General features: G+C 74.5%; 13 protein-coding genes. 8 read left to right on the forward strand and 5 right to left on the reverse strand.

The features are described 5' to 3' along the window. Positions 1-417 (reverse strand): Hsp20/alpha crystallin family protein, encoded by a 417-nt coding sequence (locus tag ACH5HR_RS06885; protein WP_402374690.1) that lies wholly within the window; start codon positions 415-417, stop codon positions 1-3. Between the two features lie 120 nt (positions 418-537). Between ACH5HR_RS06885 and ACH5HR_RS06890 the strand changes: the two genes are divergently transcribed. Further along, the gene (locus ACH5HR_RS06890) at positions 538-1,824 is read left to right on the forward strand and encodes an amidohydrolase (RefSeq protein WP_416476987.1); all 1,287 of its coding nucleotides are present in this window, start codon (positions 538-540) and stop codon (positions 1,822-1,824) included. A 4-nt stretch (positions 1,825-1,828) separates the two neighbouring features. On the opposite strand, the gene ACH5HR_RS06895 is transcribed toward ACH5HR_RS06890, so the two are convergent. From ACH5HR_RS06895 to ACH5HR_RS06905, 3 genes are all read right to left on the reverse strand, one after another. Beyond that, a complete protein-coding gene (locus tag ACH5HR_RS06895; RefSeq protein ID WP_402374686.1) occupies positions 1,829-2,296 on the reverse strand; it encodes a hypothetical protein in 468 nt (155 codons plus the stop codon). 74 nt (positions 2,297-2,370) lie between these two features. Next, on the reverse strand, positions 2,371-4,065 hold the full coding sequence (locus ACH5HR_RS06900; RefSeq protein WP_416476989.1) for a 5-oxoprolinase subunit B/C family protein: 1,695 nt from the start codon (positions 4,063-4,065) through the stop codon (positions 2,371-2,373). Beyond that, a complete protein-coding gene (locus ACH5HR_RS06905; RefSeq protein ID WP_402374682.1) occupies positions 4,062-4,853 on the reverse strand; it encodes a LamB/YcsF family protein in 792 nt (263 codons plus the stop codon). Before ACH5HR_RS06905 ends, ACH5HR_RS06900 begins: the two co-directional genes overlap by 4 nt. A 139-nt stretch (positions 4,854-4,992) precedes the next feature. Here ACH5HR_RS06905 and ACH5HR_RS06910 point away from each other — a divergent pair, with 139 nt between their 5' ends. From ACH5HR_RS06910 to ACH5HR_RS06925, 4 genes are all read left to right on the forward strand, one after another. Next, the gene (locus ACH5HR_RS06910) at positions 4,993-7,311 is read left to right on the forward strand and encodes a M15 family metallopeptidase (RefSeq protein WP_416476992.1); all 2,319 of its coding nucleotides are present in this window, start codon (positions 4,993-4,995) and stop codon (positions 7,309-7,311) included. After that, positions 7,308-7,643, forward strand: coding sequence for a DUF2087 domain-containing protein (locus ACH5HR_RS06915; RefSeq protein WP_402374678.1), 336 nt, complete (start codon positions 7,308-7,310; stop codon positions 7,641-7,643). The genes ACH5HR_RS06910 and ACH5HR_RS06915 overlap by 4 nt, the downstream gene beginning before the upstream one ends. After that, positions 7,643-8,137, forward strand: coding sequence for an aminoacyl-tRNA deacylase (locus ACH5HR_RS06920; RefSeq protein ID WP_402374676.1), 495 nt, complete (start codon positions 7,643-7,645; stop codon positions 8,135-8,137). The genes ACH5HR_RS06915 and ACH5HR_RS06920 overlap by 1 nt, the downstream gene beginning before the upstream one ends. A 128-nt stretch (positions 8,138-8,265) precedes the next feature. Further along, positions 8,266-8,637, forward strand: coding sequence for an STAS domain-containing protein (locus ACH5HR_RS06925; RefSeq protein ID WP_402374674.1), 372 nt, complete (start codon positions 8,266-8,268; stop codon positions 8,635-8,637). Between the two features lie 13 nt (positions 8,638-8,650). Here the strand turns inward: ACH5HR_RS06925 and ACH5HR_RS06930 are convergent, their stop codons facing one another. Beyond that, on the reverse strand, positions 8,651-9,694 hold the full coding sequence (locus ACH5HR_RS06930) for a LacI family DNA-binding transcriptional regulator (protein ID WP_416476995.1): 1,044 nt from the start codon (positions 9,692-9,694) through the stop codon (positions 8,651-8,653). A gap of 60 nt (positions 9,695-9,754) precedes the next feature. Here ACH5HR_RS06930 and ACH5HR_RS06935 point away from each other — a divergent pair, with 60 nt between their 5' ends. The 3 genes from ACH5HR_RS06935 (at position 9,755) to ACH5HR_RS06945 (ending at position 13,794) form a co-directional block, all read left to right on the forward strand. Continuing rightward, positions 9,755-11,284 (forward strand): alpha-N-arabinofuranosidase, encoded by a 1,530-nt coding sequence (locus ACH5HR_RS06935; protein WP_416476997.1) that lies wholly within the window; start codon positions 9,755-9,757, stop codon positions 11,282-11,284. Positions 11,285-11,402: 118 nt separating this feature from the next. Next, entirely contained in the window at positions 11,403-12,536 is a 1,134-nt protein-coding gene (locus tag ACH5HR_RS06940) for a winged helix DNA-binding domain-containing protein (RefSeq protein WP_416476999.1), read from the forward strand. A gap of 4 nt (positions 12,537-12,540) precedes the next feature. Next, the gene (locus tag ACH5HR_RS06945; protein WP_416477001.1) at positions 12,541-13,794 is read left to right on the forward strand and encodes an FAD-binding protein; all 1,254 of its coding nucleotides are present in this window, start codon (positions 12,541-12,543) and stop codon (positions 13,792-13,794) included. The last annotated feature ends 13 nt before the right edge of the window (positions 13,795-13,807 follow it).

The following is a 13,807-nucleotide window of genomic DNA, read 5'->3' on the forward strand; positions in this document are numbered from 1 at the left end:
TCAGGCGGTGGTGACCTCGATGCGCTGCGGCGTCGTGCCCGCGAACACTCCGGCGACGGTGACCGTCAGGACACCGGCGTCGTAGGACGCGGTCACGGCCGTGCCGTCGACGGCCTTGCGCAGCGGGACGACACGACGGAACTCGCCGTAGCGGACCTCCGAGAACCGGCGGCCCTCGGCGTCCTCGTCACGGTGGTCCTTGCGCTCGCCGCGGACGACGAGCTGGCGTCCCTCGACCTCGACGGTGACGTCGTCGGCCGGGTCGATGCCCGGCAGGTCGAAGCGGGCGACGAGGTCCTCGCCCTGGCGGTAGACGTCCACCGGTGCGGTCTGGCGCTCGGCGGGTGCGAGCGGCAGACGGCGCGGGTCGCGGATCCGGACGTCGGCGAACGGGGGACGGTTCAGGGTGGCGATCATGATTCCTCCTCGGGTGGGTGGTGCTGAGGGGTGCAACTTGAGTCGTGCCGACTCAATTTCCGGATTCGCCCACGGCGTACGTGCGGCGACGTTCGCGGCTCGGCAGGGCAGGATGGCGGCATGAGCGCCCTCACCGCCGCGGAGCGCACCGCGGTCTACACCGACCTGCACGCGCATCCCGAGCTCGCGTTCGCCGAGCACCGCACGGCGGGCGTCGTCGCCGATCGCCTGCGCACGGCGGGCTTCGCGGTGCACGACCGCATCGGGGGTACCGGCGTCGTCGGCGTCCTGGCGAACGGAGACGGCCCCACGGTGCTGCTCCGCGCCGACATGGACGGCCTGCCCGTCGCGGAGCGCACCGACCTGCCCTACGCCTCGACGGACACCGCCACCCTGCCGGACGGGCGCGAGACGCCGACCATGCACGCCTGCGGGCACGACGTCCACGTGACGTGCCTCCTCGGCGCGGCAGCCCACCTGGCCGAGCGCCGCGAGGAGTGGTCGGGCACGCTCCAGGTGCTCTTCCAGCCGGCGGAGGAGGTCGGTGCCGGCGCACGAGCCATGGTCGACGACGGCCTGTACGCGCGGATCGGCACGCCCGACGTCGTGCTTGGCCAGCACGTCATGCCGCTCCCGGTCGGGACGGTCAACCTCACGCCGGGCACCGCCATGGCCGCCGCCGACTCGATGCGGATCGTCCTGCACGGTCGCGGCGGGCACGGGTCCAGCCCGGAGGGCGCGGTCGACCCGGTCCTCATGGCGGCCGCGACGATCCAGCGGCTGCAGGGGATCGTGGCGCGCGAGGTCGGAGCGCGGGAGGCGGCGGTGGTGACGGTCGGTGCGGTCCGCGCCGGCACGCAGGCGAACATCATCCCGGACCGCGCGGAGCTGCTGGTCAACGTCCGCACGTTCGACGAGGCCGTGCGCGAGCGCGTGCTCGCCGCCATCCACCGCATCGTCGACGCCGAGGCGGTGGCGTCGGGCGCCCCGCAGCCGCCGGAGTACGAGCAGGTCTCGACGTTCGGCGCCACCGTGAACGACCCGGAGGCCGCCGGGCGCACCCGCTCCGCGCTCGAACGCTCGCTCGAGGCCCGCCGCGCGACGATCGAGTCCGCGGGTGGGCGGCCCGCCGTCGTGGAGCTGCCGCCGCTCGCGGGTTCGGAGGACGTCGGCGTCCTGGCGGCCGCAGCGGACGCCCCGCTCGTGTACTGGTTCCTGGGCGGCTTCGATGCCGCGCTGTTCGAGGGCTTCGACCCGTCGACGGCCAGTATGGGCAACCTGCCCGCGGAGGTCGCGCCGAACCACTCACCGTTCTTCGCGCCGGTGCCCGAGCCCACGCTGGAGCTCGGCGTGGACCTCCTGGTCGCCGCGGCGCGGGAGTGGCTCGGCCGGCGGCGGCCGGCCTGAGGCCCTACTCGCCGGCGTTCTCCGTCTGGCCCCGCAGCGCGTTGATCTGCTCCTGCAGCTCGGTGAGGGCGGTGACGACCTCGGGGCTGGCGTCGGCGTTCGCGATCACGTAGCTCACCTCGGCGGAGGCGGCCTCGAGCGCGACCTGGGCGTCCGCGAGCGCCACGACGGCGCCGTCGGACGACTCCGCGGCCTTGTCGAGGGCGGAGCGGGCTTCGTCGGTGGCGGCCTGTGCAGAGTCGACGGCGTTCGTGACGTCCTCCCCGAGTGTGGTGAGCTCGGAGGTCTGGTCCGCGAGCTGCTGGAGGTCGGCGTCGAGGCTGTCGGCCTGGACCTGGGCATCGGCGATGTACCGCTCGACGTCGTGGGGGACGGAGCAGGCACCGAGGGTGAGGGTGACGGCGAGCAGTCCGGCCGCTGCGGCGCGGCCCGGTGCTCGACCGGTCGTCGTGCTGGTCGTCGTTGACGTCATGCCCCTATCCTGCCCGCGACCTTGCGCGATGTGTGTGGTTGTGGACAAAGAGTCCGTGGAGATCTTGCGCACACTCACGTCACACGGAAGCGCAGCCGGGCGCCGGGCGGCATCTGGCCGGCCACCCACAGGTCTGCCGTCGGCACCGCGGCCACGACGGGGTATCCCCCGGTGAGGGGGTGGTCGGAGAGGAACAGGACCGGCTGGCCGTCGGGCGGCACCTGCAGCGCTCCGGTGACGCAGCCCTCGCTGGGCAGCTCGGCGTGCGCGACGGCGGAGCGCCGGTCCAGCGGCGCCGCCCCGGCGAGCCGGAGCCCCACGCGGTTGGACCGCGCCGTGACCTCCCACTCCTGCTCGGTGAGCAGCCGCAGAGCCTCGGGGGTGAACCAGTCGTCGCGCGGGCCGAGCACCAGCGGCAGCGTCGCGACGTCGCCCGGTGCAGGCAGGGTGGCCGGGTCGGGCGCGCCCGTCGTGGTCAGGGCCACGGCGGCCGACGGCGGTGGCCCGGCGGGCAGCAGGGTGCCGGCGCGCACCGGGTCGGGGCCCAGCCCGGCGAGGACGTCGGTGGCACGTGAGCCCAGCACGGCCGGCACGTCGAGGCCGCCTCGCAGCGCCAGGTAGCTGCGCAGCCCGCGCGTCGGCGTCCCGATCGACAGCTCGTCGCCGTCGGCCAGCGCGAACGCCTGGCCGAGGTGGTGCGGGCGGGCGGGGCCTCCGCCGTCGGGCACCGTGCTGAGCGGGGTGGGAGCGCCGGTGACGGCGACCACGACGGGGCCGTGCGCCCGGAGCCGCAGGCCGCCGAGAGTCTCCAGGGCGGCGGCGTCGACGGGGTTGCCGACGGCGCGGTTCGCGGCGCGCAGGCTGCGGGGGTCGGCGGCTCCGGAGGTCGCGACGCCGAGGTCCGCCCGGCCGGGGCGGCCGAGGTCCTGCACGAGCGTCTGGAGGCCTGGGGCAACCACCTCGAGGATGCTGCGTTCGGCACCACCCGCGCCGGGGGGGGGGGCCGGCCGCCCCCCCCCGGCCGGGCGGCGGCCGGGGGCACCCCCCTGGAGGGGGGTGCGTTCGGCACCTCCCGCTCCGTTCGGCAGTCCGGACTGCCGAACGGAGCCGGAAGTGCCGAACGGAGCCGAGACACCGCGCACCGACTCCCGCACCGCCACGAACCGCACGCGGTCGCCCGGGACCCAGAGCGCGGGCGGGTCCCGCCGTTCGTCCCAGGTGACGACGGCGGTGCGCCCGACGATCTGCCAGCCGCCCGGGCTCTCGCGCGGGTAGACGCCGGAGTACGGCCCGGCGAGGGCCACCGCTCCCGCCGGGACACGCGTGCGCGGGCTCGCCCGCCGCGGCACCACCAGCCCCGGGTCGTCGCCCACGAGGTAGCCGAACCCGGGCGCGAAGCCCACGAACCCCACCGTCCAGCGGGCGCCCGTGTGCCGGCGCACCACCTCGGCCACGCTCCACCCGTGGTGGGCCGCGACGCCGTCCAGGTCGGCGCCGTCGTACACCGTGGGCACCTCCACGAGACGTCCTGGCTGCTCCGTGCCCGACGGCGGCACCTCGGCCCGCGCGCGCAGCTCGGCGGCGAGCGTCGTGGCGGGGAGGACCCGCGGGTCGAACGGCACCAGGACCGTCCGGGCCCCTGGCACCGGCTGCCCGACGCCGGGCACCGGGGCGCTCGACAGAGAGCGGTGCAAAGCGGTGGCGGCCGCCAGGTCGGCGACCTCCACGAGCAGCACGTCGTCCCGGGCGACCCGGACCCGCACGCTCACGTGCCCTCGACGAAGGATCGGAGTTGGACGCCGGCGCCGGCGAGCACCTCGCGCACCCGCTCGGCCATCATGACCGCACCCGGGGTGTCGCCGTGCACGCACACGGAGTCGGCCTGCACCAGGACGTCGGTGCCGTCCACGGCGGTGACGAGGCCGGACGCGACGAGCCGCAGCATGCGGGCGGCGACCTCCTCGGCGTCGTCGAGCACCGCGCCGGGCGTACCGCGGGGCACAAGGGTCCCGGCCGCTGTGTACGCGCGGTCGGCGAACGCCTCCGACATGGTCGCGAGCCCGGCGTCGGCCGCGGCGGCCAGGGCGACGCTGCCGGGCAGGCCGAGCACCACCAGGGCCGGGTCCACGGCGGCGACCGCCGCCGCGACGTCGACCGCGACCCGCTCGTCGGTGGCCGCCGTGTTGTACAGCGCACCGTGCGGCTTGACGTACCGCACCCGCGTGCCCTCGGCCGCGGCGACAGCCTGCAGCGCGCCGAGCTGGTAGACGACGTCGGCGCGCAACTCGTCGCTGGGCACGTCCATCGACCGGCGACCGAACCCGGCACGGTCCCGGTAGGCGACGTGCGCGCCGATCGCGACCCCGTGGGTGACCGCTCCGCGGACCGTGCGGCGCATCGTCGCGGGGTCCCCGGCGTGGAATCCGCACGCCACGTTCGCGCTGGAGACGACGGCGAGCATGCGGGCGTCGTCCCGGACGGCGGACCGCTCGGACCGCTCACCGAGATCGCTGTTCAGGTCGATGCTCGGGGGCGTCGATGCGGAGGGCCTGCTCATGGGTCCAGTGTGCCCTCGGGCGGACCCGGCCGGCTCCGGGCGAACGGTGGTTGGGAGGACTGGCGGGACTCGTCGCGGTGCCGCACAGTGGTTCTTGGGGGACGTTGCCCGCAGCATCTGGTCACGTTGGTGTGCGAGGATGCGTCGTGCAGCACAGCGGCTGGCAGAAGGGTTCCGCGTGGCGGTCGAGAAGAACGGTGACCTGGGAGGACGTGACGCCGAGAGCGTCGACGGCTCCGCGCCGCGCCGGCCCGCGTCCGCCGAGCGAGGCCGCTCGGTCCTGCGCACCGTCGGCGCCGGTGCGGCTGCTCTGACCCTCGCCGCCGGCATCATGGCCGGCTCCGTCTCCGACCTTCCCTGGAACGACTTCACCGAGCACCCTGAGTTCACTGCGCCCGTCGACACCGAGCCGGTGGTCGTGGGCGTCGTCGGCGCCTCGACGTCGACCGGCCCGAAGACGGTGGGCCAGATCCTCGACGTGGTCGAGCGGGCCGAGCTGGCCGCCGTGGACTCGGGCCGCGCGCTCGACCCAGAGGTGCAGCAGGCCGCAGCGGAGCTCGGCACCCTGCTGAGCATCTACGTCGCCCAGCGGGACGCCGCCGTCGCGCCACGGGTCGGCGTCCCCCAGCAGCGCGAGGACGTCGCCGACGCCGTACCGGACGAGCCCGCCGACGAACCGACGGCGCCGGACCCGGCCGGCGAGCCCGCGGGCGACGTCCCCTTCGGCGACCCCGAGGACTTCGGCAGCGGCGAGCTGCGGCCGCCCGCCGAGGTCGACGAGCCCGCGGACGACGACGGCGGGTCGGTGCGCCCGGAGGACCTCGCGGACGCCGGGGACCCCGAGATCGAGTACGGCGCGGCCGGTGACACCGGTGGGCCGCGGTCGACGGCGGACCTGGAGCCCATCGAGCCGGTCGACGTGCCGAGCCTCCGGCTCCCCACGCTGGACCAGCTGCTCCAGGGCGACGGGGCGCTGCGGGTCGCGAGCCCGGTCCTGCCGGACGACGGCGCAGCAGGGGGCGGTTCCGGGTCCGACGAGGAGGACGCCTCGGCCGAGCCGGAGATGCCCTCGACGGCCGGCGGCTTCGGCGGTGCCGAGGAGCCCGATGCCGAGGAGCCCGGTGCCGAGGAGACGCTCGGGGTGGAGGGCGACGTCGAGCACGAGCACGTGGACGACGCCGTCACGTTCGACGACGTCGTGGTGGCGGCGACGCGTCTTTCCACGCTCCTCGACCCGGCGGCAGCGGGCTACGTCGTCGACATCCGCCCGTCGGTCACCGAGCTGCCCGACGGGACCTTCGTGCTGAGCGACGGCACCCCGGTCACCGCGGGCGGCCTCCCGCTGGACGCCGCGGCCAACTCGCTGTCGCAGGCGCTGCGCTCGGTCGTCGATCAGCACGCCACCTCGACGGCGGGCTACAGCAACGGCCGGATCCCCACGTCGGTGCTGTGCGCCGTCCCGTGGGCGCCCGGCCACATGCTCCGGTGCGACGCCGCGCTGCAGCTCGAAGCGCTCAACGAGGCCTACCGCGCACGGTTCGGCACGAACATCCCCATCACGGACTCCTACCGCTCGTACGCCTCACAGGTCGCGGTGCGTGCGGCGAAGCCCCACCTGGCCGCCGTGCCTGGCACGTCGAACCATGGCTGGGGTCTCGCCCTGGACCTCTCCACCCCGATCTCGGGCGGCCGGTCCGCCGAGTACGCGTGGCTGCGGGTCAACGGGCCGGACTACGGCTGGGACAACCCCGCCTGGGCGCGTCTCGACGGCAGCAAGCCCGAGCCGTGGCACTTCGAGTTCTTCGCCGCCGGCCCGATCCCGGACCGCGCCACCTCGACGGACGACTTCGCCACGGACGGCGGCTCCTCCACCGGTGGCGGGTCGTCGGACGGCAACGGGTCCGGTGGCGACTCGACGGGCGGGTCGGACGGCAAGAAGGACTCCGGGGACTCGAAGGACGGCAAGAAGAAGGACGGCGACAAGAAGAACAAGAAGGACGGCAAGAAGAACAAGGGCAAGGACAAGAACAAGAAGGGCAACGGCGACAAGAAGGACCCGAAGCCCAAGCCGAAGCCCAAGCCCAAGCCCAAGCCCACGCCGACCACGCCGACCAAGCCGCCTGCCGACAAGCCGTCGCCGTCGCCGACACCGACACCGACGGAGCCGACGCCCTCGCCCGAGCCGACCGAGCCGCCCGCCGACGAGCCGTCGCCCGAGCCGACGGAGCCGCCTGCCGACGAGCCGCCCGCCGACGAGCTCTGCGAGGAGGAACCTGCCGCGGAAGAGCAGCCGGCGGACGAGAAGCAGCTCGCGGACGAGGAGCGTTCCGAGCAGGAGCCGGACTGCACGGAGGACGACGCGCCCGAGCCGAGGCCGCAGTCGCTCCTGCAGAGCCCTCTGGGACGTGACGACGCGGACTCGGACGACGCCGACGCCCAGGCCCTGAGGATCTCGTGACCGACCAGCAGCCCGCCGGGGACCCTCGCCGGTTCCTGGACGACGGACGGCTCCGGCGCAGCCCGCGACGATGGCGTGACAAGCGGGCCGTCACGCGGTACCTCGCGACGCTCGCGATGCCGCGCCTGCTCGAGCCGTGGACCGAGCGCGAGCTCACGGACCGGCTCGCCGAGCTGGCGGACGATCCGGTCGGTCTGCGCCGCGCAATGATCGATCTCGGGCTGGTCGCCCGGACGCGGGACGGCGCCGAGTACTGGCGCACGGAACGCACGGAGCACGACGGGCCGGTGGACGCGGCGGCGACCGCGCAGCGCGTCCTGGGGGAAGCATGATGACCGGGTCGGACACCGAGGCACGCGCGCGCCGCGGCCTGGTGGCGTCCGGGGTCGAGTTCGAGCTCACCCGGCACGGTCGTGTCGGCTCCCTCGCGGAGGCTGCCACGGCGCGCGGGCTCGAGCCGCACCAGATCCTCAAGACCCTCGTGGTGCGTCGCGGGGCGGACGACTTCCTGTTCGTGCTGGTCCCGGGCGGCCGGACGATCGCCTGGGCACGGCTGAGGTCGCTGCTCGGAGTGAACCGGCTGTCGATGCCGGACGCCGACGTGGCCCGGGAGGTCACGGGCTACGAGCGTGGAACGATCACCCCTTTTGGCGCGTCGACCGCTTGGCCGGTCGTCGCCGACGCCTCCGTCGCCGGTGCGGGGCGCGTGTCGGTCGGTGCGGGAGGTCACGGCGTCGCCGCGACGCTCGACGCCGACGACCTCATCCGGGTGCTCGGCGCCGAGGTCGCTGACGTCACCGACCCGGATCCACCTCCCGGGTCGTGAGCCTCGGGCAATGATCGTCCGGTTCCACTGGACGAATCCACGAGACCGGTGAACACTCGACCATGGCCTTCGACGGGGGGAGAAGCGCCACCACGGTCGCCGACGGCACTACGGGAGCCTGACACCCCATGGATACCGACCACAGCACAGAACTCGAGCCCGACCCTGGGTCCGGCATCGCCTGCCAGCAGCAGGAGGAAGGTACCTACCTGACCTTGTGGGGCGAGGTGGACGCTGCGTTGCGGGAGGCGGCGAGCGACGCGATGGCCACCGTCGTGGCCCGTCGTTCGGCGACCCCGATCGTGCTGGACGTCCGTGACGTCACGTTCCTCGACTCGTCCGGGGTGGCTTTCATCCTGCAGATCTACATGCTCGGCCAGGAGACCGGCTCGCCGGTCCAGCTGCTCGAGCCTTCCGACGCCGTGATCGAGGTGCTCGACATGGTGGGCATGGGTGGCCGCATCCCGATCATCCGTGAGGAGCAGCCCGCCGGCGCCTGACGCTGTCGCGTCCTCAGTCGCGGTGGTCCCGGGTCGTGCCGCGCAGGACGAGGCGCGCGGGTGCCGTGACGTGCTGCGGCACGTCCGCTGCGCCGTCGGCCGCTGCTGCCGGGCCGCGCGCGATCGCGGCCTCGAGGAGCCGCAGCGTCTCGGTGGCCAACCACTCGTGGCCGGGGTCCACCGTCGACAGGGCGGGGACGGTGAACTCGGACGAGGCGAGGTTGTCGAACCCGACCACCTGGACGTCGTCGGGCACCCGCCGTCCGGCCTCGGCGAGACCGGCGAGGACGCCGACGGCGAGGGAGTCGGTGACGGCGAGCACGGCGTCGAGGTCGAGCCCTTCGCGCACGATCCGGCGGACGGCGTCGCGGCCGGAGGTGAGGTCGGCGGGCGCGCGGACGATGAGCTCCGGCGCGGCCTGCACCCCGGCGTCGTCGTGGGCGAGCGACCATCCGAGGGTGCGTGCGGGCATCATGCCGGCCTCGGCGGAGGGTTCGGCGCCGCCGACGACGGCGATGCGGCGCGCTCCGGCGGCCAGCAGGTGCGCGGTGGCGAGGCGGGCGCCGCCGACGTTGTCCATCCGGACATGGGCGTAGCGGGCGGACATCTCCTGCTCGCCGAGCAGCACGAGGGGGACGGAGGTGTGCATGGCGTCGAGGTCGGCGGCGGTCATCCCGACGGCGGAGAGCACCACGCCGTCGTAGAGCTGCCACCGGGCGCGTGCGCGGGCGACGGCGGCGAGCTCGGCCTCGCGGCTGGCCCCGGTCTGCTCGACGACGAGGTGGCGGTCCTCCGCCGCGAGGAGTCCTGCGAGGCGGGCGGCGAGCTCGCCGAAGTAGGGGTGGTCGAAGTGCGGGACGACGAGCGCGACGGTGTCGGTGCGCCCGGCCCGCAGATGGCGGGCGGTGAGGTTCAGCTCGTAGCCGAGGTGGGTGGCGGCCTGCTCCACGCGTGACCGGGTGGCGGGGCTGACGCGCCGCCGCCCGGTGAGGACGTTGGAGACGGTCATCGCGGAGACGCCCGCGGCGCGCGCCACGTCGCTCATGGTCGGCCTCACGCCGGTCACGGTATCGGTCACCCTCTTTCGTCTCCATGATTATATCGATAAACTGCTCCCATGGAGCAGACGACAGCCATCATCGACCTCGACCTGCCGGGCCCGCGCATCTCCCGGCACGTGTACGGACACTTCGCCGAGCACCTCGGCCGCTGCATCTACGGCGGCTTCTACGTCGGCGAGGACTCCGACATCCCGAACGAGCGCGGCATCCGGTCCGACGTCGTCGAGGCCCTGCGCGCCCTGAACATCCCGAACCTGCGGTGGCCGGGCGGGTGCTTCGCGGACGACTACCACTGGCGCGACGGCATCGGCCCGCGCGAGGACCGCCCCCGGATGGTCAACTCGCACTGGGGCGACGTCGTCGAGGACAACTCGTTCGGCACCCACGAGTTCATGGACCTGTGCGAGCTGCTCGGCACCGAGGCGTACATCGCGGGGAACGTGGGTTCGGGCTCGGTGGCCGAGATGAGCGAGTGGATCGAGTACCTCACCCGCGCCGACGACTCGCCGATGGCCGACCTGCGGCGTCGCAACGGCCGCGACGAGCCGTGGAAGGTGCCGTTCTTCGGCATCGGCAACGAGGCCTGGGGCTGCGGCGGCAACCTGCGCGTCGAGCAGTTCGCGTCGCTGGCGCGCCAGTACTCGACGTACGTGCGCAACCATGCGGGCAACGACGTCTACCGCATCGCGGCGGGCGCCTCGGACGCCGACCTGCACTGGACCGAGGTGCTCATGCAGTCGTTCGACGCGCTGGACCGCGCGGAGGACGCCGGCACCCCCGCCGCGCCCTTCCAGGCCGTCTCGCTGCACTACTACACGATGACCGGCCCGTGGGCGGACAAGGGCTCGGCGACCGAGTTCACCGAGGACGAGTGGTACCTCGCCCTGGAGCGGGCCCGGTACATGGACCACCTGCTCACCCGGCACGGGCAGGTCATGGACCGCTACGACCCGCACAAGCGGGTGGGGCTGGTCGTGGACGAGTGGGGCACCTGGTGGAACGTGGAGCCCGGCACCAACCCCGGGTTCCTGTACCAGCAGAACACCCTGCGCGACGCCCTGGTGGCCTCGGTGCACCTCGATGCCTTCCACCGGCACGCCGACCGCGTGGTCATGGCCAACATCGCCCAGACGGTCAACGTGCTGCAGGCGATGCTGCTCACCGACCCGGAGTCCGGTGCGCTGGTCCGCACGCCGAGCTATCACGTGTTCGAGATGAACGCGGGTCACCACGACGCCGACTCGCTGGACGTGCACCTGCAGGGCGTGCCCTCCCGGCCCGGCGAGAAGGCCGAGCTGCCGCTGGTCTCGGCGTCGGCGTCGACCCGTGGGAACGCGGCGCTGGTATCGCTGACCAACCTGGACGCGACGGCCGAGCGCACCGTCGTGCTGGACCTGCGCGGCCGGGACGTCGTCGAGCACTCTGCCCGGGTGCTGAGCGCGCCCGGGCTGGCCACGCACAACACGCCGGACGCGCCCGACGCCGTCGCGCCCGTCGCGCTGGAGGCCGTCCGGCCGCACGCGCGTGGCCTCGAGGTGACCCTCCCGGCGCACTCCTACGCGACGCTGAGCCTCACCCTCGCCTGACCCGCAGGGGTTGTGGGCGCGATCTCTGGCCCGATTCGTCCCTTGTGGGGCGTCTGCGGCCCGGCGATCGCGCCCACAACAGCGGCGAGATGTCCGGACCTGGTGGCAGAGTGCCTCCATGAGCGTCGACGCCGTCACGGTCCGCGCCGCCCGGCTCCGGGCCCAGCGCCTGCGCGAGCCCGACCTGCCCGACCTGCCCTCCGCCGTCGGGCACCTGCTCGCCGTCCAGGGACAGGAGCTGCGCCCGACGCTCTGGGGCCTCAGCCGGCGCGTCACGCCCGGCACGCGGCCCGACGAGGCCGCTGCGCTCGGTGCGCTCGACGACGGCGCGGTCCTGCGCACCCACGCCCTGCGGCCCACGTGGCACCTGGTCCGGCCCGACGACGCGCGCTGGCTCCTCGAGCTCACCGCGCCCCGCGTGGCGCGCACGATGGCCTCCACCGAGAAGCAGTGGGGCATCGGCGACCCCACGGCCGCGATCGACGCCGTCGCCGACGAGGTCGCCGTCGGCGCGCGCACCCGCACCGAGCTCGCCACGGCGCTGGTCGCGCGCGGGCTCGCGGCGGACGACGCACCCGGCATCGTCGTCACGCACGTGCTGATGCACGCCGAGCTGCGCGGCGTCGTCGTCAGCGGGCCGACGGCGCAGGGCCGGCACACGTACGTGCCCTTCGACTCGCGCGTCCCGGCCGGGTACGGACCGCTCGGCAGGCGGTTCGACCGGGAGGCCGCCGTGCTGGAGCTGTGGCGACGGTTCCTGCCCGGCCGCGCCTACGCCACGGCCAAGGACCTCGGCCAGTGGTGCGGGCTGACGCTCGCGGAGCTGCGCGCGGGGCTCGCCGTCCTGCTCGACACCGGCGAGGCGGTCATGGTCCCCGGCAGCGGCGACCTCGACGGCCTGCTGCTCGTCAGCACGCCCGAGCTGCACGACGCCGCCACCCACCCGCCGCCGTCGTCGAGCCATGTGGTCGACCTGCTCTGTGGGTACGACGAGATCCTGGCCTCCTACCGGGAGACGCGCGGCATCCTGAGCGACCCGCGCGCGCCGGAACCCGGCCGCATCGGCGCCTTCGTCCACACGGTCGCCGTGGACGGGCTGCTCGCCGCCCGCTGGCGCTGGCCCGCCCAGCCGGCGCGCGGCAGCGAGCCCGAGCTGCAGTGGCAGCGCGACCCGACGCCGGCGGAGCGTGCCGCCGTCCGGGACGCGGCGACGGCGCTCGCGACCTACCGGGACGGAGCCGTGGCAGGCTAGGCGCGTGCAGAACTGGGCAGGCAACCTCCACTACGCGGCGCACACCCTCGCGCGGCCGTCCACCCTCGACGAGCTCGCGGCGGTGCTCGCCGCGGCGGGGCCCGTGCGCGCCCTCGGGTCGCGGCACTCGTTCAACGACATCGCCGACACGCGCGGCACGCAGGTCCAGGTGGACCGGCTCGACGACGGCCGCCCGGCCGTCGACCTCGACCCGGCCACCGGCGTCGTCTCGGTCAACGCGGGCCTGCGCTACGGCGAGGTCTCCCGCGCCCTGCAGCTCCAGGGGCGCGGGCTGGGCAGCCTGGCCTCCCTGCCGCACATCTCCGTGGCGGGCGCCGTCGCGACGGCGACCCACGGGTCCGGCGACACCAACCAGTCGCTCGCCGGGCCGGTCGTCGGGCTCGAGATCATGACCACGGCGGGTGAGCTGCGCCGGGTCACCCGCGCGAACGACCCGGAGGTGTTCCCGGGCGCCGTCGTCTCCCTCGGGGCGCTCGGGATCGTCACGCGGGTCGAGCTGGCGACCCGGCCGAGCTACGACGTCCGCCAGGACGTCGCCGTCGACGTGCCCTGGGACACCGTGCTCGGCAGCTTCGACGCCCTGACCGGCGCCGCCTACTCCGTCAGCCTCTTCACGAGCTGGGAGGAGTCGTCGGTGCGCCACGTGCTCTTCAAGTCGCTCGTCCCCGAGGGCGCCGGTCAGCGACCCTCGGCGGTGGACGGCCTGCGGTGGGCGACGGACCCGGTGCACCCCCTGCCCGGCGTCGACACCGCCGCCTGCACCGAGCAGCTCGGCGTGCCCGGGCCGTGGCACGAGCGGCTGAGCCACTTCCGGCTGGAGTTCACGCCGTCGTCCGGCAACGAGCTGCAGTCCGAGTACCTGATGCCGCGGCGCCACGCCGTCGCTGCGATCGAGGGCATGCGCAGGCTCGCGCCGCAGGTCGCGCCGCTGCTGCAGACGTGCGAGATCCGCACCGTCGCCGCCGACGACCTGTGGCTCAGCCCGTTCCCCGAGGACTCCGTCGCCCTGCACTTCACGTGGCACCCGCGCGACGCCGAGGTGGCTGCCGTGCTGCCGGCCGTCGAGGACCTCCTGCTGCCGCTGGGCGCCCGGCCGCACTGGGGGAAGGTCTTCGCGATCGATCCCACGCAGCTCGGAGCGCTCTATCCCCGGTTCGGCGACTTCAAGGCGCTGGCGGAGCGGTTCGACCCGGGCGCGCGCCTGCAGGGCGGCTACCTCGCCCGGCTGCTCGGCTGAGCCGCAGGCTCCG

It is taken from the genome of Isoptericola maris (genome assembly GCF_048065335.1).
GTDB classification, from domain to species: Bacteria; Actinomycetota; Actinomycetes; order Actinomycetales; family Cellulomonadaceae; genus Isoptericola; species Isoptericola rhizosphaerae.

Bases quoted from the DNA above. Each gene is read 5' to 3' on its own strand.
- ACH5HR_RS06935 (WP_416476997.1), top strand. From the start codon at position 9,755: ATGGAGCAGACGACAGCCATCATCGACCTCGACCTGCCGGGCCCGCGC.
- ACH5HR_RS06920 (WP_402374676.1), top strand. From the start codon at position 7,643: ATGACCGGGTCGGACACCGAGGCACGCGCGCGCCGCGGCCTGGTGGCG.
- ACH5HR_RS06940 (WP_416476999.1), top strand. From the start codon at position 11,403: ATGAGCGTCGACGCCGTCACGGTCCGCGCCGCCCGGCTCCGGGCCCAG.
- ACH5HR_RS06925 (WP_402374674.1), top strand. From the start codon at position 8,266: ATGGATACCGACCACAGCACAGAACTCGAGCCCGACCCTGGGTCCGGC.
- ACH5HR_RS06885 (WP_402374690.1), bottom strand. From the start codon at position 417: ATGATCGCCACCCTGAACCGTCCCCCGTTCGCCGACGTCCGGATCCGC.
- ACH5HR_RS06890 (WP_416476987.1), top strand. From the start codon at position 538: ATGAGCGCCCTCACCGCCGCGGAGCGCACCGCGGTCTACACCGACCTG.
- ACH5HR_RS06905 (WP_402374682.1), bottom strand. From the start codon at position 4,853: ATGAGCAGGCCCTCCGCATCGACGCCCCCGAGCATCGACCTGAACAGC.
- ACH5HR_RS06910 (WP_416476992.1), top strand. From the start codon at position 4,993: ATGCGTCGTGCAGCACAGCGGCTGGCAGAAGGGTTCCGCGTGGCGGTC.
- ACH5HR_RS06895 (WP_402374686.1), bottom strand. From the start codon at position 2,296: ATGACGTCAACGACGACCAGCACGACGACCGGTCGAGCACCGGGCCGC.